The organism is Bradyrhizobium sp. AZCC 1721, from assembly GCF_036924715.1.
Taxonomy (GTDB): Bacteria; Pseudomonadota; Alphaproteobacteria; order Rhizobiales; family Xanthobacteraceae; genus Bradyrhizobium.
The window spans coordinates 4,789,890-4,806,910 of the sequence record NZ_JAZHSB010000001.1; the positions used below are offsets into that span (position 1 = coordinate 4,789,890).

A 17,021-nucleotide genomic window follows, 5' to 3' on the forward strand; every position below is an offset into this window, starting at 1 on the left:
GATGGATCAAGAGAAGGTAAACATTCTTCTAGTTGACGATCAGCCGGCGAAGCTGCTCGCCTATGAGGTCATCCTGAAAGAACTCGGCGAGAACCTGGTCAAGGCCTCGTCCGGGCGCGAAGCGCTCGAATTCCTGCTCAAGAACGATGTTGCCATCATCCTGGTCGACGTCTGCATGCCGGAACTCGACGGGTTCGAGCTCGCCGCCATGATCCGCGAACATCCCCGCTTCCAGAAGACGGCGATGATCTTCATCTCCGCGATCCAGGTCAGCGACATCGACCGGCTGCGCGGCTATGAGATGGGCGCGGTCGACTACGTTCCGGTGCCTGTGGTGCCCGAAGTGTTGCGCGCCAAGATCAAGGTGTTCGCGGAGCTCTATCGCAAAACGCGCCAGCTCGAACAGCTCAACGTCGAACTCGAGGACCGGGTTCGCGCACGCACCGCCGAACTCGAGGAATCGCACGCCAGGCTTCTGGAAAGCGAACAGCGCCGCAGTCTGGCGATCGCGGCCGGAAAGATGGGCTCCTGGGACTGGGACTGGGTCAATGGCGACTTTATGTGGGACGAAGGCCAATATCAGATCCTCGGCGTCGATCCCGGCAAGTTCGAACTGACGCCGGCCAATATCCAGGCGCTGCTTCACCCTGACGACGTTCATGAATTGCACGAGGCGTGGGCCAGCTTCGCCCGGGGCGCGAAATCATACGAAGCGGAATTCCGCATCATCCGGCCGAATGGCGAGGTGCGCTGGTGCGCGGGAACGGCGGCGGCAAGTACCGACAAGGGCGGCCGCGTCATCCGCGTCAGCGGCGTCACCGTCGACATCACCGAACGCAAGCAGGCCGAAGAGCGGCAAAGCCTGCTGGCGCGGGAGGTCGACCACCGCGCCAAGAACGCGCTGGCGCTCGCGCAATCCATCGTCCGATTGACGCGCGGCGACAATGTGAAAAGCTACGTCCGTTCCGTCGAAGGACGGATCAATGCGCTGGCGCGCGTGCACACCGTGCTCTCGCTCTCGAGCTGGCAGGGCGCCGAAATACGCAAACTGATCGATGAGGAGCTGGCGCCCTATTCCACCGGCGACCAGATCGACTTGTCCGGCCCGGAGATCCATCTCGAGCCGGCGACGGCTCAAACGGTTGCACTGGCGCTGCACGAGCTCGTAACCAATTCGGCGAAGTACGGCGCGCTGTCTGCGTTGTCGGGCCGGCTGTCGGTGTGTTGGGAAGACCAGGCGGGCCTTCTCAAGATCATATGGTCGGAGACTGGCGGGCCACATGTCGAGAAGCCGGTGTCGCGAGGGTTCGGAACCAGAAGCGTCATCGCCAGCATCGAGTCGCAGCTCGGTGGCCGGGCGGAATTCGACTGGCGCCCGGAAGGCCTCGTGTGCCGCCTGTCGGTTCCGTTGTCGCAACGGCAGTTTGGCGCCGATCCGGTTTCGATCCTTGAGGCTGCTGTCGATGGCAATGGTCTGCGACGCGCTGAGCGGTAAGACTGTCGATCGCACGCATCAAATCCGGCGGACGAAACGGCTTCTGCAGACAGATGACGTCGGAAAGTTCTGGCGTTTCGGACAGAAGGTCCAGCGCGGTCATTCCCGAAATCGCAATGACAGGCAGGTCCGGCACGCGGGCGCGCACCGCTGCAATCAGATCGGAGCCGTTAGTGCCCTGCAAAAAGATGTCGACGATCGCAAGGTCGAAGCTCGCATCTTCGAACAGCTTCAATGCGGATGCGGCGCTGTCTGCCTCGACGATTTCAAAACGATGGATACGCAGCACGATAGAAATCATCGTGCGGACGTCGGCCTGATCGTCAACAACAAGCACGCGGGGCATCGAAGCCTCCCGGGTCGATCGCACGAGCTTACGACGCGAATCCGTGGTTTCGGCGGTTCCGCAGTCTTTATTCGGCCGGTCGGTAAAGAGGTGGTTACCTCAATCGGCTTCCCTGCTGTTTCCTTCAGGTGATACGTGACCTTGGGTTGATTCCCGCCGCGGCGTCGCTAGCGTAGCTTGGCGGTGCGGTTCCTACTGGTATCATGTCCGGCCGCATCGGATGCATTGTTGTTGCGGGTCTTATAGCTTCTGTGATGGCGCGTTCGCTGCCAGTTTGGCCGGAAGACGATATGGGTAACGAGCGCAACATCTTTCTTTCCACGATGAAGGCGACGCGCAGCGATCGCACGGCTGCGCTGGCCGTGGTCGGCTTCTCGGCGGTGCTGTTCGCCTGCGCCGTGCCATTTGCCGGCGTGCCGCTTGCCCCGGTGCCCGCGTTCGTCGCCAGCTACCAGTCCGCATTGGCGATCAACGACCTGATCACCGCTGTCCTGCTGTTTTCACAGTTCGCGATGACCCGCTCACGGGGGCTGCTGTTGCTGGCGAGCGGATATTTGTTCACGGCGATGGCGGCCATCGTCCATGCCCTCACCTTTCCCGGCCTGTTCGCGCCCGGTGGGCTGCTCGGTGCGGGACCGCAGACCACCGTTTGGCTCTACATGGTCTGGCACGGCGTATTCCCGCTACTGGTGCTGGGTTATGCGCTACTGAGGGCGACGGACAACGAGGAGATACGAGGCTCGGCCGGCACGGCCGTCGTTACGAGCATCGTTGCGGTCAGTGTCGCGATGGCCGCATTCACCTGGCTCGTCACCGCCCAGCACGATCGTCTGCCGATCCTTCTAAGCGGCGGTCATTACACGCCCATCATGCTAGGCGTGGTCTCGACCGTATGGTGCCTGAGCTTCGCTGCATTGACGGTGCTGTGGCTTCGCAGGCCTCATTTCGTTCTCGACGTCTGGCTGATGGTCGTGATGAGCGCCTGGTTGTTCGACATCGCCCTGTCGGCGATGCTGAACGTGGCGCGGTTCGATGTCGGCTTCTATCTCGGCCGCATCTACGGCCTCTGCGCCGCGAGTTTCGTGCTCGCCGTGCTGCTCGTCGACAACGTCGGCCTGCAAGCCAAGCTCGCGCGTCTGCTCGGAACATCGCGTACGGAAAGCAAGCGAACGGAGCAGGCGCTCGACCAGGAGATGGAGGAACGGCGGCGCATATTCGAATCTTCGAACGACCTCATCCTGGTAAGCGATTCTGTGGGGAATTTGATCCAGGTCAGCCCGAGCGTCAGCGACATCCTTGGCTATCAGCCCTCGGAAATGGTTGGGCACAACGCGATCAAGTTCATCCACCCCGACGACCTCGAACACACCCGCAGGGAGATGCGGGCGGGGCGACGGGGACAAAGCAAGCGCAATTTCGAGACGCGCTATATCAGCAAGGAGGGGAAGACCGTCGCGCTGAACTGGACCGGCACGTGGTCGGAGCCGGTCCGCCGCCATTTCTTCATCGGCCGCGACCTGACCGAAAAGCAGGCTGCGGAAGCCCAATTGCGGCATGCGCAGAAGATGGATGCGGTCGGCCAGCTCACAGGCGGCGTGGCGCACGACTTCAACAACATCCTGACCGTGATCACCGGCACCATCGGCATTCTAGAAGAAGCGGTCGCCGATCAGCCCCAGCTCGCCGCCGTAACCAAGCTGATCGATGAGGCCGCCGAACGCGGGGCCAATTTGACCAAGCATCTGCTCGCCTTTGCACGCAAGCAGCCGCTGCAGCCCGTCGAAGTCGACGTCAATGCGCTGGTGCTGGAGGCGGCCAAGCTGCTGCACCCCACGCTCGGCGAACACATCGAAATCACGCCGCTACTGGCCGAGGATGCGTGGACCGCGCTGGCCGATCCGAACCAGCTCACCACGGCCGTCCTCAATCTGGCCATCAACGCGCGTGACGCCATGCCCAATGGCGGCAAGCTTGCGCTCGAGACCAGCAATGTCTTTCTCGACGAAACCTATGCGAGCATGCAGAGCGAGGTCACATCAGGCAATTACGTGATGATCGCAGTCAGCGACACCGGCTCCGGAATCCCGCCCGCGCTGCTCGAACGGGTATTCGAACCCTTTTTCACGACCAAGGAAGTCGGCAGGGGCACCGGCCTCGGGCTGAGCATGGTGTTCGGCTTCGTCAAGCAGTCGGGCGGCCACGTCAAGATCTACAGTGAGGAAGGCCACGGCACCTCCGTCAAGATCTATTTGCCGCGGGCAACGGGATTGCAGCAGACCGCGGCGGAAGCGCTGGTCTCGGGAAATATCGAGGGCGGCACCGAAACTGTCCTCGTCGTCGAGGACGATGCGCTGGTGCGGCGCTATGTGATCACCCAGATCGAGAGCCTGGGCTACACCACCCTGGAGGCAGCCAACGCTTCCGATGCGTTGCGCATCATCGACGATGTCCCGAACGTCGACCTGCTGTTTACCGACGTAATCATGCCCGGCATCATGAACGGCCGCCAGCTCGTCGACGAAGCGCTGAAGCGCCGGCCTGACCTCAAGACGCTCTACACCTCGGGATATACCGAAAACGCCATCGTCCATCACGGCCGCCTGGATTCCGGCGTGTTGCTGCTGGCGAAGCCCTATCGCAAATCCGAGCTTGCCCGGATGATCCGGCTGGCGCTTGCCAGTTGAAGCAAGCCCGGCGGCTGATATATCCGTGGATGGCACGCCAAAACGGATGCAGCCCCACGGACCGGCGCTTTGAAAAACCTGCTCACCGATATTTCCGGCGTTCGCGTCGGCCACGCCCATGACGCTAGCGTCGCCTCGGGCGTCACCGCGATCCTGTTCGACTCGCCCGCAGTGGCCTCGATCGACGTGCGCGGCGGCGGCCCCGGCACCCGCGAGGAAGCGCTGCTCAGCCCTGAGAGCACCGTCGAGGCAATCGACGGCATCGCGCTTGCCGGCGGTTCAGCGCTCGGACTGGATGCCGCCGGCGGCGTGCAGGCCTGGCTTGCCGAACAGGGGCGCGGTTTTCGCATCCGTGACGCAGTCATCCCGATCGTTCCGGGCGCGATCTGCTTCGATCTGCTCAACGGCGGCAACAAGGCATGGGGACGCTTTCCCCCCTATCGCGATCTCGGCTACGCCGCGGCCAATGCAGCGGCTGCCGATTTCGCGCTCGGCAGCGTCGGCGCCGGCCTTGGCGCGACCACTGCCAATTTCAAGGGCGGCCTCGGCTCCGCTTCGGCACAGACCGACGGCGGCGTGACCGTCGGCGCGCTTGCGGTGGTCAATGCGGTGGGCAGCGTGACGATCGGCGACGGCCCGTGGTTCTGGGCGGCGCCGTTCGAGAAGGACAACGAGTTTGGCGGGCGAGGACTGCCGCCCTCGTTCACGCCCGATATGCTGAGAGCCCGCCTCAAGGGTGCGCCGTTAGCCACTCCGTCGCAGAACACCACGCTGGTGGTCGTCGTCACCGATGCGGTGCTGACCAAACCGCAGGCCAGGCGGCTCGCAATGATCGCGCAAACCGGCATGGCGCGCGCCATCTATCCCGTGCATGCGCCGCTGGACGGCGACGTGGTGTTTGCCGCCGCGACCGGCAAGAAGCCGATCGATCCACTGTTCGGCCTCACCGAACTCGGCATGGTGGCTGCCAATACGGTCGCGCGCGCAATCGCGCGCGGCGTCCATGCTGCGACCGCGCTACCTTTTCCGGGTGCGCTCCCGGCATGGAGCGATCGGTTCGGTTAGAGCATGGTCCGCTCAGGCGCTGACCGAGAGCGAGGCGGTGGCCGCGGACGCAATCGCCTTGGCTTCGCGCTGAATCATCTGCTCGATGAAATTGTAGGACGATGTCGCTGATGCGGACGAGCTTCCGGAAGCCGGCGACGTCATCGCCACTTTCGAGCCATCCGCATAGGTCAGCGACGTCGTTACCGAACCGTCGCTGTTGGTGACGGTCGTGGTGGTGGCACCTTGCCATGTCTGGGAGACTGGATCGGAGCCTGATCCATCACTACCGCCCGCCTCATCGCGATCGCGATGATGGCCCTTGTCGGGCCGGAGCGCCGATGCCAGCTCCTTGATGCTGACCGAGCCGTCGCCGTCCTGATCGAGTTTTCCGAACACGCTATCGGCCTGCCCAATGTTGGTGCCGCCCGCGCCAAGCGCCTCTTCGAATTCCGTCTTGCTGATCTTGCCATCACCGTCGCCGTCGATCTGCCCGAACAGGTCCTTCAGCGCGGCGTGGCGGGTCTTTAAGGCCGTCCCCGATCCTCCCGAGGACTGGCTTTGCGCGTCAAGCAGCGCGCTCATGGTTTCCGGCGATATCGTCGAAAAGCCGTTGCTTGAGCCTGCCTCTGGACCGATCGAAGCCGGCGCAGTTGGGGACGACTGGCCGAAGCTTGCGAAGTTCTGGCTGAGGCCGGTGGTTGGCGCAGACGATTTCGACGACGTCAGCGCCTTGAGGGCATCGATGGCCGATGACGCGGCGCCCAGAGCAAAGAACATGGCGGAACTCCAACAATGCCGCGCGTAAAGCGGCCCACAGCTCGTGTTCCGTTTTCCTCAGCAAGCGCCATGCCATGAAGAAAAAGCCAATAAAATCGGGCTTTCCTTCACCCCTTCCGGTCCAGCGAAGTCGGCAATAGCTGCCCGCCGCGGCAGATTTTTCCGCCCACAGGAGACGGCGGCGCCGCGCATTGCCCCGGGCCCTCCTGCATGTTACGCGGGGCCGTTCCTCCTTCTCGCAAGCCTTTCGGGAAAACGCACATGTCCCAGCAGTTTGTGTCGCGTCCCCTGGTCATCGCACCGTCGATCCTGGCGGCGGATTTCGCCAAGCTCGGCGAGGAAGTCCGCGCTGTGGACGCGGCGGGCGCTGACTGGATCCATCTCGACGTGATGGACGGACATTTCGTGCCGAACATTTCCTACGGCCCCGATGTCATCAAGGCGATGCGCCCGCATACCAAGAAGATTTTCGACGCGCATCTGATGATCTCGCCCTGCGACCCCTACCTCGAAGCGTTTGCCAAGGCCGGCTGCGATCACATCACCGTCCACGCCGAGGCCGGCCCGCATCTGCACCGCTCGCTGCAGGCAATCCGCGCGCTCGGCAAGAAGGCCGGCGTCTCGCTCAACCCGGGCACGCCGGCGAGCGCGATCGAATATGTTATCGACCTGATCGATCTGGTGCTTGTGATGTCGGTCAATCCCGGCTTCGGCGGCCAGGCCTTCATCAAATCCGCGCTTAGCAAGGTCAGCGACGTCAGGGCTATGGCCGCGGGACGTCCGATCGACATCGAAGTCGATGGCGGCGTCGGTCCTGATGTCGCCGGCCAGTTGGCCGCAGCCGGCGCCAATGCGCTGGTCGCGGGCTCGGCGGTGTTCAAGGGCGGCACTGTGGACAGCTACAAAGCCAACATATCCGCGATCCGCAACGCGGCGGCGCTGGCGCGCGGCGAAGCGGTCTAGCCACCTCAATGTCGCCCCTGCGAACGCAGGGACCCATACCCACCAGCCTACATTGTTGAAAACGTAGCCGTCGCTCGAGTGCCCATTCCGCCGGCCGCGGCGTATAGGCCCCTGCGTTCGCAGGGGCGACGGCGATAACGTCGAAAAAGAGCCGGCAGGAAAGCCACACTCGGGCGCGCAGTGAGCCATGGAACCCGAAAGTCCACGCTCCGGCCACAAAGCTTCACGCATCTCGCCATAAACGCGGACCAGCATCCCGCTTTCCACGGACGGGACAGAAATATGATCAAGGCCTTCACCACAGCCGCAATGCTCCTGGTACTCGCGCCCTCTGCCGCGCTCGCGCAGCGCGCAGGCGACGCGGCCCTCGGCGCCGTGGCCGGCGCCGTCGTGCTGGGGCCGATCGGGGCTGTCGCCGGCGCCTTCGTCGGCTATACGGCCGGGCCTTCGATATCGCGCTCGTGGGGACTGGAAGGCTCGCGCTCGTCGCGGCACCGCAGACAGGCTTCAAGGGACAGCGTGCGAGGCGCCAGGGCGGAAGCGGTAGGCCCCGCATCCAATTCCGCCGGTCAGGCCGAACGGAGCAGCCGCGTCACCAGCTATCCCGTGCCGAACCCGCCGCGCTCCGGCACAACGCTGCCTCCGGTCCAGACACTCGATTGAGCGCGCGCCGTCTGATCGCGGCGTTACGTCCTAAGCGGCCGTAATCGCATTGACGTTTTCCGGCGCGAAGAACTCAGCAGGTGATATTGTTCCGGCATTCATCCGCGCGAACGCATCCATAGCTTTCTGATTGCCGTGAATCGCGCCAAGGAGGTGCTGCATATCCGGTGGCGGTGGTTCCAGCGTCGCCAGCATGCAGGTGAATTCATACATTGCCGCCACCCGTGTATCGCGCGCGCGATGGTACTCGCTCATCGCCGCGTCGAACGGCTGCGCTCCCGAGAAGGCCCTGTCGAGCGCGACCGCGCAGAGCTCGGCGTCATGGAAGGCGTCCATGATTCCTTGTCCGGTGATGAAGTCCCGGTTGTAGCCCGCGTCGCCCACGAGCACCCAGCCGGGGCCGTAGGGCTTGCGAAAGTAGTTCGGCACCGCCGCACCGACGAAGCGCGCTTCCCGCTTGGCTTCGTGCAGGCGGTCGGCGAACGCCGGCGCCAACGCGATGGTCTTCAGGTAATTCCCTTCGATGTCCTTCTTGCAATCGTCGAACCTTGCGTATGGCCAACCGACGATCACCATCGTCAGCCCGTCATGGGTTGGAGCGGCGGCAAATCCGGTCCCGTCACGGATATATTGCTCAAACTTGCCGAACATCGGTAGTCCGCTCCAGTAGGTGTAATACGCGACGAGCAGAATGGGTTTCTCGTCATAGTGCTCTGGCCGGACCGCCTCGGCCACGAACGAGTGTCTGCCGTCGGCGCCGACGACGATTTCAGCGCGCTCGGCGATAGGGCCGCCATGCTTCGAGCGGCCCTTGATGCCGACCGCCCGTCCGTCCTCGATCAAGATTTCATCCACGGCGAAGCCTTCGCGAACTTCCGCGCCGGACTGAGCCGCAGCATCGACGAGCAGCTTGTCGAGTATCGTGCGGCGCGGACAGTACGCAACCGGAGCTTCACTCGTGCCTGGCGCGCCCACAATCGTGAAAGGACCAAAGTCGAAAGCATAGCTGTCGATCGGCGGGCACCCGGTCGCAGTCAGACGATCGAGAAGGCCCCAACTGGACAGGGCACTTACGCCAAGGGGATGCAAGATGTGCGTAGAGACCGTGTCGCTCGGAAAAGTTGCGCGGTCGACCACGAGAACCCGATATCCTTTCCGGGCCAGCAGCATTGCGGTCGGCGATCCCGCGCAGCGGGCGCCCACTACGATTGCGTCGAATGCTTTGGTCATCGCGGCTCTCTCCTTGTGCTGACAAATCAGACGCGGGCTCGGCGCATCGCGGATCCGCGGCGTACCATTGCTGTGGTGCTAGAGAGAAACGGGAGCAGGCGCTTCGGGAGAACGCCCCAATCAGGCCCTTGCAATCGTATGGGTGATCTTCCCCATTCGCGGGCGCCGTAGGTATGGCACGATCGCGACGTGTTAAAGCCGGCGGCAAGCCGCCGGGAAGGAGAAACGATATGAGCGATACATTCGAGGGGCGTTGTCTCTGCGGTGCCGTACGCTTCCGTGCGGCTGGGCGCCCGAAATGGGTCCTGTGGTGCCACTGCGAGAGTTGCCGGCGCCATACCGGGGCGCCGGCATCCGTCTTCGTTGCCTTCGACGACTCCGCCGTCACGGTAACAAGCGGAGCGATCAGTAAATACAATTCATCGCCGGGCGTGGAGCGCGGGTTCTGCGCAAGGTGCGGCTCGACCCTGACCTGCGCGAACCAGCGACGGCCCAATGAGACACACTTTCATCTCGGCGCGTTCGAAGAACCCGAGAAGCTCAAGCCCACGGGAGAGGCGTTTGCAGGCGAAAGGCTCCCGTGGTTGCGCCCGGAAGCCGCGTCCGGCTCGCCCGTTTGACCGTCCGAAGCTGATCGAAACCTTCGACCTCAATCTCAGTGTTCAGATCAGCTTGTGTCGGCACGCAAAGGCCGCCGCCGCGGCTCGCGAGGGGACATCAAGCTTGGCGAGGATGTTGCTGACGTGCCGGTCGACCGTCTTCTCGCTTCGGGAGAGCCTGCCAGCAATCGCCTTGTTGGTTTCGCCGGCGGCGACCAGGCGAAGAACATCAAGCTCACGCGGGGTCAGGCGATACACATTGCTGCAAGCGACGCCCTTCGTCAGCGAGCCGATCTGCGTGAGATCGGGGCCGGCACCCAAACGCTCGAAAATGGTCCGGGCCGCGTCGAACTCCAGATCGGCAGCGTCCTCGTCTCCGAGGGCGCGGCAGGCCTGTCCCATCAGCACGCGCACGCGCGCAGCCGCGTAGGGCGCCGGGATCCCCTGCCACACTTCGAAGGCACGGCGCAGCGAACCGAGTGCGGCCCGCGCGTCCCCTTCGGCGAGGTCCACCGCTCCGCAGGCCTGCGCGGCAATTGCATCCGGCACGCTCGTATCGAAGCTCCGCGCAATGTCCTCGAGTTCTCGGCAGGCGTTGCGTGCGTCCTGAACGTCACCGGCGGCCAAGGTGATCTCGATATAGGCGGGCAGCAAACCCATGCGTTTCAGGCGGTTCGCCGTCGTGCCTGCGACGCGGCGAATGGCGGTAACGGCCGCGTCGGGCCGTCCCTGCACAAGGCGCAGCAACGCTAAGCCCGGTTGGGGCTCCAGGCCGAGCTGGCTCGCGCCTCGATACGCCTCTTCAGCCGCTGCAAACTCCCCTTTCAGACGATGGACCTCTGCCTGCCGGTAGAGCGCTCCGGCGGCAGCCCGCCGGTCGAAGCCCTGCGACCGCGCGCAGGCGCGCCGCGCTTCCTCGATCGCCTCAGGCCAGGCGCCCTGCAACTGCAGGATCTCCGCGCGATGCACTTGGCAAACCCCGGCGAAGGCGACCATATCGGGCTGGCCCTCGCACCACCGCGCCAGGGCGCCTGTCCATTCGCGGGCTCGGTCGAGTGCGTATACCTGCTGACAGGCCGCGATCACGCTGCAATACATCAAGCCAGTCACCAGCGGCGATAGCTCTCCAGCAGTGACCATGACCATGGTCTCATCCAAGAGCGCGAGTCCGGCTCCGAGCTGCGCCTGCTGCAGTCGTATGCGGCCCTGCTGGTGGCGGGCACAGGCGACGAGGTCCGGGTCGCCACAGCGCTCGCCGACTGCGGCGGCCTCGGCTGCAGCGGCGAACGCGGCCTCGTACTCACCAGATCCGAGGCGTTGCTCGACGACCGGCAGCAGCAAATAGCCCCGCTCGGCGCATTTGCGCGTGTCACGCTCCAGCAAACGTTGAGCACGGGAAAACCAGCCGCTCGCACGGCCCATCTCGCCGCGCATTAGCAGGCGAAAGCCGAGCCAGAACGCGCAACGGACGGCGCGAAGACGCCGGGGAGCATCCCGGTGCGTATTGTAGGCCCGTTCGAGCGCCTTGAGATAATCCTCGTCCCGGCCGACCAAGTATGCGGTCATCGCCAGCAGTTCGAGAGCTTCGGCAGTTAGCGAGGTTTCCTGGTCGGCGCGCAAGAACGCCTGGTAAGCGTCGGCCCAGGCGCGCTGTCGATAATATTCACGGGCCAGATCGAGGTCGCCGGATTTGCTCGCACCTCCGCGCTTCTGCTGGCCCGGACACCGCTTCATGCGTTTGCTCCAGTCCCCCAAGAGATAAGCGGACCCATGAGATTTGCCAAAGCATCATATGCGGAACAGTCGACAGGCAGGATGCCTTTCGCGCGAGTGGATTTCCGATGGCGGGAAAACGGGCTTTGTCTTGCAAGTCGGTTTCAGAAGGATCGTCAGTGCTTGCGCGGTGCTTCCAGCCCCTTGAGCACGAGCGCCAGCAGCGCATCGATCCGTGCCGGGGCACCCGGCTCGTTCCATTCCTCGGCATGGGCGGGATGGTGGAAGCGGCTGGTGGCGTCGAAAATGGCGCGCGCCGAAACCATGATGTCGGCGACCTCGAATTCACCCTGCTTCACGCCGTCGGAGAGGATCCGGGCAATCTGATCGACCAGGCAGTCCTTGTGGCAGCTCACGGATCTGCAGGCCTCCCGCGCCAACGCCAGGTAAGTCGCAAACATCTCGGGATCGTCGCTGAGCCGCTTGTGCTTGATCGAGAACATCGTGCGCAGCCACTTCTCCAGCCGGGCGGGCGCCGGGCCGGAAGCTTCTGCGATCTTCAGGAGCGGCGCGCTGAGACGGTCGAGCCAGCGCTTGGCCACCGCCTCGCGCAGCGAAGCCTTGCTGGGAAAATGGCGATAGACGCTGCCGTGGCTGACATCGAGCGCCCGGGCAACGTCCACCACCGTTGCTTTGGCCAGCCCGTAGCGGCGCAGAACGTCCTCGGTAACCTCCAGAATCCGTTCGGGGGTCAGAACCACGACTTCGTTCATGCGCGCACCTGCGAAACGATGTGACGGGTGGTCATTCTAATCCCCTTGCGATCCGCGTTGTAAATCCTTTGGCGGATTAATGTTTCACCGGTTCCAATCGCTCGGCCTGGGCGGCCAGATGGCGGGCGACGCTCTGATTGAGCCAGCGCTGGAGTTGGGCGGTGAGATGAATGAGATGGGCAGTCATGGCGTAGTCCTTTGCAAGTCCCCGGGCTCCGGGCCAACGAGCCGGGTGACGCCCAGTACCGGCGTCGGCAATGGATATAGCATCTCTCGCTGACAGATTTCAATATCTGTCAGTCAATAATCCGTGATTGACTGGCTTCCGGAGACCCCCGCCCCAAGCCTACTGCTCGTCCTTGGGCGGCATCCGCGGCGGGAGCAGCGGCGTAAACGACACTCCGTCGCCGTCGCGGGGAGCCGCGGCCAATCCGCCGCCCGTGGAGGGGTCGCCTCCCGACGTATCTATGATCGCCGCGGGCATGATGTACTCCCGGGCGGCTTCGAGCAGGCGGCCCCCGCCATCGCCAAAATCGGCGGCGCGGCCGCCTTGCGGCCGGCCAGCGGCGATCTCACTGGCCGCCTTGTCGGTCTTCTGCGCGAGTTTGTCGCTATAGGGAATGCGAAAGGCCCTTGGCACACCGCTCGGCCGGTTGCCGTCGTCGAGCGTTTCGACCCAGAGATAGATCGAGCCCGGATCGCCTTCCAGCGAGTGCGGCTCCACGATCCGGGCCTGCAACAGCTTGAAGCTTGCGGGCAGCCTGTCGATGCTGGCCCACCCCAGCAGGCCGCGCACGCCCATGAAGCTCGCAATGTAGAACGCGCTCGTCACCACCACGGCGACTGCCTTGGCCGACCAGGGCAAGCGCGCATAGACTAGGACAATCAGCAACAGCGCGCCGATCAGCGCATAGCTGAGAGAGAGCGTAAGGACGACATCTTGCAGGCTACTCACGGCGCGGCATCCTGACGCCGGTTTTCGGATCGAGATCCGCGCCATTGGCGCGGACGTTGCGGAACGTCTCCATCAGCGACTTATGCCGCTGCTGAACGTCGAGCACCTTGCCTTCGGCATCGAGCCAGAAGCGCAGCGCGGTCTTTTCCTCGCCGGTGTGGTCGAGCGTCAGCTTGTTGTCGAAGATCACCTGCGCGGTCGGATTGAGTTTTTGGACTTTCACGCTCACCGCGACGGGCTGCCCGGTCGTCGCCTGGAAATGCGAGACGTTGACGGTGTATTCGCCGGCGACGATGCCGCGCACGGTGACGATCTCTTCCCTGATCGGCGACGCAATCTTCTTGCCGTTGACGATGATGAAATTGTTGGCGCCGCCGCGGTCGTCGCGATCGAGCGTGAGGAAACCGGCTTCGCGGTGGCGATACCAGGCTATGTTGCCGGCGGGGTCCTGCACGAACAGATCGAGATCGTCGGGATGATTGTCCGGCCAGTCCATCGTGATGATGAACTCGGCCTTGGAATCGATTTTGCCGTCCTTCGCGTCCGGCGAGACTGCGAGCAGCGCCAGGAAGAACAGGAACGCAATCACCTGAAGCGCCTTGAACAGCATGACGCCCAGCGGATCGAAGGCCTCCTCGCGCGGATAGAGACCGAAATCATCCATCATGCCGGCGTTCCAAGATGGCGTTCCAGGGCCGGGGTGACGTGCGTCTCGGTCAGCATGACGGCATCGGAAAATACCCGCTGGGTCGCGGCATCCAGCATGTAGTACTGGATCTTCACGAGGATGGAGCCGATCAGGCCGGCTAGCGTCGTGTACATGGCCACCGCCATGCCGTCGCTCATCAGGCCCATCGATGATTTCATCGCGACCTTGTCGGCCGCATCGAGGGTGGCGATCGGCGCCAGCATGATGATGAAGCCGATGATGGTGCCGAGCAGCCCGAGTTTCATCAGCGTGTCAGACACGAACACGCCAAATCCGTTGGAGCCACGCAGCCGGTCGGCGAGCGAGCGGAGCAGCAGCGTCTGGTCGATGCGCCCGGCAGCCTGCGCGCTGGCCTTCTGCACCAGGCTGCGGATGTGATCCGTCACCAGCCCGCCCGGCAAGGCGCGCGCATCCTCGTCCAACCCCCTTGCGCCGCCCGGGACCGACAGCATCGCGCGGCAGCGTCGCGTGATCTCGCCTTCGCGCGCGATCGCACGCGTCCGCCAGAAGCAATGGAAGCAAGTGACGATATAGAGGACGGCAATGACGCTCGAAATGTAGGTGCGGTCTGAAATGATCATCAGATGGAGCAACCCGTATCGCCATAAGACGACCACGGCGAAAACAGAGAGCCCGGTGAAAATCATCCACAACAGGAGAACGCTGCGTTCCGACGTATCCGCGCCGGACGATGCTGTCTCGGCGCCAGCCGTTGCACTCATGCTGCGTCAGCTCCCTGGAATGGCGCGCCGCGGCCGGAAGGCCGCCTGCAAGCACGTCCCTTGGCTTTGATAGACCAGCGGTCACGACCGCGTCCAAAGACATATGCCCACGGTTGGTTGGGAAATTTTCCCGAATTAGAACGCACTGCATTGGCACGGGTTGGCGGTGCTGTTACGCTTATCCGCACCTTCGGGAGTGATCGCATGCGCCTCGTGCTTCAGCTCGTCGCCCGCTTATTTCTCGTGGTCATCCTGTGCCTGGGAGCGGCGACTATCTGGGCGACGATCGACGCGCATCGCAGCGTCGATCGTGCCACGGCCGCTTCCGCCGAGCGTGTCTCGGTGGCGCTGGAAGCGCTCTACTGGCGCGAATTGACGTTGCGCAGCAACAGGATGCGCGAGCAACTGCTGCCGGTGCCGGAATGGCGCACCATCGAAACGATGGGGCTGATCTCGCCGGGTATCTGCGTCCGGCTCGAGCCGGCGGGCGCGTTCGAGAAGCCGCTTTGCGGACAGAGCAAGGGAATCGGCCAAGCTCCGCCGCGCTGGTTCGCGGCCACCGTGCAGACACTGCTTGGGGATCACGCCGCGTTCGTCCGGCCGATCAGCGCCCGCGCGGCCAACGCAGGCAGCGTCTCGGCCGCTGCCGATCCAAATGCCGCCATAGCACTCGCCTGGCAGCACATCCTCGACAACATCCACGTCGCCCTGCTGATGGCGGTGGCGATCGCGCTGCTTGCCTCGCTGGCAATTGCGCACACGCTTGCGCCGGCGCAGCAGATCGTCGCCGCGCTGCAGCGGATGGCGCGCGGACAATACAGCACGTCGCTGCCCCGCTTCCGATCGATGGAACTTGCCATGATCGGACAGGCCGTCGGCGATCTCGGCGACCGCCTCGCGCGGTCGATGGAGGAACGCGCCGCGCTGACCCGGCGCCTGCTCGAAATCCGCAGCGACGAGCGGCGGGCGCTTGCCCGTGAACTGCATGACGAATTCGGACAGAACCTGACGGCGATCCTCGCTTTCGCCAACACGATCGAAGCAACCAGCGCGCGGGAAAAGGCGAGAAGCGAGGTCGCGCAGGACGCGCGGATGATCTCGCAAGCCACCCATCGCATCATGGCGTGCCTGCGCGATACGTTGAACCGCTTGCGCCATCCGCCCGCCGAGGAACTCGGGCTTGAGGCCTGCCTTGTCGATCTCGTCGATAGCTGGCGCTCGCGGAATGCGACGCAGCCGGTGATCCAGCTCGATCTCAAGGGCGATCTCGCCGACGTCCGCGGCGCCGTCGCTGCGACCGCCTATCGGGTCGCCCAGGAGTGCCTGACCAATTCCTTGCGGCACAGTTCGGCGCGGGTGATCGTGCTGCGGATCGAGCGGCGCACCGGCGCGGAAAACGCGCTGCTGGTCCACGTCGAGGACGACGGTGGCGGCGATGCGGCCAAGCTGGCCGGCTCTCCCGGCTTTGGCCTGACCGGCATTCGCGAGAGGGTCGCCGCGCTCGGCGGCTCGCTGTCGATCGCGGATGCGAATCGCGGGGTGAGCGTGGCCGCCACGATCCCGCTTGCAGCCTGATGACCGCGTCGCAGAGCAAAGGCATTTCGATCTTGCTCGTCGACGACCATCCTGTGGTCCGGCAAGGCTACCGGCGCGTGCTGGAGCACCAGGATGATTTCCAGGTGGTGGCCGAGGCCGACAACGCCGCCGACGCCTATCGCGCGTTCAAGGCGCACGCTCCTGACGTCGTGGTCATGGACATATCGATGCCGGGCGCCAGCGGGCTCGAGGCGATCAGGAATATTCGCGCCCGCTCCTCCGACACCCGCATTCTCGTCTTCAGCATGCATTGCGAGGCGGCGCAGGTGAAGGCCGCCTTCAATGCCGGCGCAAACGGCTACGTCACGAAGGGATCGGACCCATCAGCGCTGATCCGGGCGATCCGTTCGCTAGTCCGCGGCGAACAGGCGATGAGCGACGACATCGCCCGCGTGCTGGCGCTGGAAAGCCTCTCCCCCTCGGGATCGCTGCTCGATCAACTGGGCGAGCGGGAAATCGAGATCCTCAGGCAATTGGCCGCCGGCGCGACCACCGAGCAGATCGCCTCAAATCTCAATCTCAGCATCAAGACCGTGCAGAACTACCATTATCTGATCAAGACCAAGACCGGCATGCGGACGGACGCGCAGCTTGTCCGCCTGGCCGTGGAATGCGGATTGGCCAGCCTTTAGCGGCGGCCCGGTTTTCCCCGCTCGCGGCCGCCGTACGGGTGGCCTCCCCCGGCACGATTTGCTAAAGCACGGCGTAAAAACAAATCGGCCGGGAGCCGCCTCGTGCGCCTCGCCTGC

General features: G+C 64.1%; 15 protein-coding genes and 1 pseudogene. 8 read left to right on the forward strand and 8 right to left on the reverse strand.

What is annotated here, in order from left to right:
• Position 1 precedes the first annotated feature (1 nt).
• Entirely contained in the window at positions 2-1,495 is a 1,494-nt protein-coding gene (locus V1273_RS23220; protein ID WP_334412254.1) for an HWE histidine kinase domain-containing protein, read from the forward strand.
• 67 nt (positions 1,496-1,562) lie between these two features.
• Here V1273_RS23220 and V1273_RS23225 read toward each other — a convergent pair.
• A pseudogene (locus V1273_RS23225) lies at positions 1,563-1,841 on the reverse strand (response regulator); the annotation flags it as partial.
• Between the two features lie 290 nt (positions 1,842-2,131).
• Here V1273_RS23225 and V1273_RS23230 point away from each other — a divergent pair.
• Positions 2,132-4,525 carry an MASE4 domain-containing protein gene (locus V1273_RS23230; RefSeq protein WP_334410951.1) on the forward strand — a complete coding sequence of 798 codons (2,394 nt, stop codon included), beginning with the start codon at positions 2,132-2,134 and terminating at the stop codon, positions 4,523-4,525.
• 69 nt (positions 4,526-4,594) lie between these two features.
• Positions 4,595-5,590, forward strand: coding sequence for a P1 family peptidase (locus tag V1273_RS23235; protein ID WP_334410952.1), 996 nt, complete (start codon positions 4,595-4,597; stop codon positions 5,588-5,590).
• A 12-nt stretch (positions 5,591-5,602) separates the two neighbouring features.
• Here the strand turns inward: V1273_RS23235 and V1273_RS23240 are convergent, their stop codons facing one another.
• Positions 5,603-6,349, reverse strand: a complete 747-nt coding sequence (locus V1273_RS23240) for an EF-hand domain-containing protein (RefSeq protein WP_334410953.1) — start codon at positions 6,347-6,349, stop codon at positions 5,603-5,605.
• A gap of 261 nt (positions 6,350-6,610) precedes the next feature.
• On the opposite strand from V1273_RS23240, the gene rpe reads away from it, so the two are divergent.
• Together rpe and V1273_RS23250 are read left to right on the forward strand one after the other, a co-directional pair.
• Complete coding sequence (gene rpe / locus V1273_RS23245; protein WP_334363579.1) at positions 6,611-7,312, forward strand: ribulose-phosphate 3-epimerase; 702 nt, start codon at positions 6,611-6,613, stop codon at positions 7,310-7,312.
• Positions 7,313-7,594: 282 nt separating this feature from the next.
• Positions 7,595-7,975 (forward strand): hypothetical protein, encoded by a 381-nt coding sequence (locus tag V1273_RS23250; RefSeq protein WP_334410954.1) that lies wholly within the window; start codon positions 7,595-7,597, stop codon positions 7,973-7,975.
• Between the two features lie 30 nt (positions 7,976-8,005).
• On the opposite strand, the gene V1273_RS23255 is transcribed toward V1273_RS23250, so the two are convergent.
• Positions 8,006-9,205, reverse strand: coding sequence for an NAD(P)/FAD-dependent oxidoreductase (locus V1273_RS23255; RefSeq protein WP_334410956.1), 1,200 nt, complete (start codon positions 9,203-9,205; stop codon positions 8,006-8,008).
• Between the two features lie 230 nt (positions 9,206-9,435).
• On the opposite strand from V1273_RS23255, the gene V1273_RS34115 reads away from it, so the two are divergent.
• Positions 9,436-9,825, forward strand: coding sequence for a GFA family protein (locus V1273_RS34115; protein WP_442894104.1), 390 nt, complete (start codon positions 9,436-9,438; stop codon positions 9,823-9,825).
• A 42-nt stretch (positions 9,826-9,867) separates the two neighbouring features.
• On the opposite strand, the gene V1273_RS23260 is transcribed toward V1273_RS34115, so the two are convergent.
• From V1273_RS23260 to V1273_RS23280, 5 genes are all read right to left on the reverse strand, one after another.
• Positions 9,868-11,538, reverse strand: coding sequence for a LuxR C-terminal-related transcriptional regulator (locus V1273_RS23260; protein WP_334410958.1), 1,671 nt, complete (start codon positions 11,536-11,538; stop codon positions 9,868-9,870).
• A 155-nt stretch (positions 11,539-11,693) separates the two neighbouring features.
• Positions 11,694-12,290, reverse strand: coding sequence for a TetR family transcriptional regulator (locus tag V1273_RS23265; RefSeq protein ID WP_334363585.1), 597 nt, complete (start codon positions 12,288-12,290; stop codon positions 11,694-11,696).
• A gap of 346 nt (positions 12,291-12,636) precedes the next feature.
• The gene (locus V1273_RS23270; protein WP_334410960.1) at positions 12,637-13,245 is read right to left on the reverse strand and encodes a hypothetical protein; all 609 of its coding nucleotides are present in this window, start codon (positions 13,243-13,245) and stop codon (positions 12,637-12,639) included.
• On the reverse strand, positions 13,238-13,912 hold the full coding sequence (locus V1273_RS23275; RefSeq protein ID WP_334410961.1) for a hypothetical protein: 675 nt from the start codon (positions 13,910-13,912) through the stop codon (positions 13,238-13,240). Before V1273_RS23275 ends, V1273_RS23270 begins: the two co-directional genes overlap by 8 nt.
• Positions 13,909-14,676, reverse strand: a complete 768-nt coding sequence (locus V1273_RS23280; protein ID WP_334410962.1) for a MotA/TolQ/ExbB proton channel family protein — start codon at positions 14,674-14,676, stop codon at positions 13,909-13,911. The genes V1273_RS23275 and V1273_RS23280 overlap by 4 nt, the downstream gene beginning before the upstream one ends.
• 204 nt (positions 14,677-14,880) lie before the next feature.
• Here V1273_RS23280 and V1273_RS23285 point away from each other — a divergent pair, with 204 nt between their 5' ends.
• Together V1273_RS23285 and V1273_RS23290 are read left to right on the forward strand one after the other, a co-directional pair.
• A complete protein-coding gene (locus tag V1273_RS23285; RefSeq protein WP_334410963.1) occupies positions 14,881-16,251 on the forward strand; it encodes a histidine kinase in 1,371 nt (456 codons plus the stop codon).
• A complete protein-coding gene (locus V1273_RS23290) occupies positions 16,251-16,904 on the forward strand; it encodes a response regulator transcription factor (RefSeq protein WP_334410964.1) in 654 nt (217 codons plus the stop codon). The genes V1273_RS23285 and V1273_RS23290 overlap by 1 nt, the downstream gene beginning before the upstream one ends.
• Positions 16,905-17,021 lie beyond the last annotated feature (117 nt).

Excerpts from the sequence above, each read along its gene's own strand:
- V1273_RS23230 (WP_334410951.1), top strand. The coding sequence starts at position 2,132 with ATGGGTAACGAGCGCAACATCTTTCTTTCCACGATGAAGGCGACGCGC.
- V1273_RS23290 (WP_334410964.1), top strand. The coding sequence starts at position 16,251 with ATGACCGCGTCGCAGAGCAAAGGCATTTCGATCTTGCTCGTCGACGAC.
- V1273_RS23255 (WP_334410956.1), bottom strand. The coding sequence starts at position 9,205 with ATGACCAAAGCATTCGACGCAATCGTAGTGGGCGCCCGCTGCGCGGGA.
- V1273_RS23260 (WP_334410958.1), bottom strand. The coding sequence starts at position 11,538 with ATGAAGCGGTGTCCGGGCCAGCAGAAGCGCGGAGGTGCGAGCAAATCC.
- V1273_RS23285 (WP_334410963.1), top strand. The coding sequence starts at position 14,881 with ATGCGCCTCGTGCTTCAGCTCGTCGCCCGCTTATTTCTCGTGGTCATC.
- V1273_RS23250 (WP_334410954.1), top strand. The coding sequence starts at position 7,595 with ATGATCAAGGCCTTCACCACAGCCGCAATGCTCCTGGTACTCGCGCCC.
- rpe (WP_334363579.1), top strand. The coding sequence starts at position 6,611 with ATGTCCCAGCAGTTTGTGTCGCGTCCCCTGGTCATCGCACCGTCGATC.
- V1273_RS23280 (WP_334410962.1), bottom strand. The coding sequence starts at position 14,676 with ATGAGTGCAACGGCTGGCGCCGAGACAGCATCGTCCGGCGCGGATACG.
- V1273_RS23265 (WP_334363585.1), bottom strand. The coding sequence starts at position 12,290 with ATGAACGAAGTCGTGGTTCTGACCCCCGAACGGATTCTGGAGGTTACC.
- V1273_RS23240 (WP_334410953.1), bottom strand. The coding sequence starts at position 6,349 with ATGTTCTTTGCTCTGGGCGCCGCGTCATCGGCCATCGATGCCCTCAAG.
- V1273_RS34115 (WP_442894104.1), top strand. The coding sequence starts at position 9,436 with ATGAGCGATACATTCGAGGGGCGTTGTCTCTGCGGTGCCGTACGCTTC.
- V1273_RS23220 (WP_334412254.1), top strand. The coding sequence starts at position 2 with ATGGATCAAGAGAAGGTAAACATTCTTCTAGTTGACGATCAGCCGGCG.
- V1273_RS23275 (WP_334410961.1), bottom strand. The coding sequence starts at position 13,912 with ATGATGGATGATTTCGGTCTCTATCCGCGCGAGGAGGCCTTCGATCCG.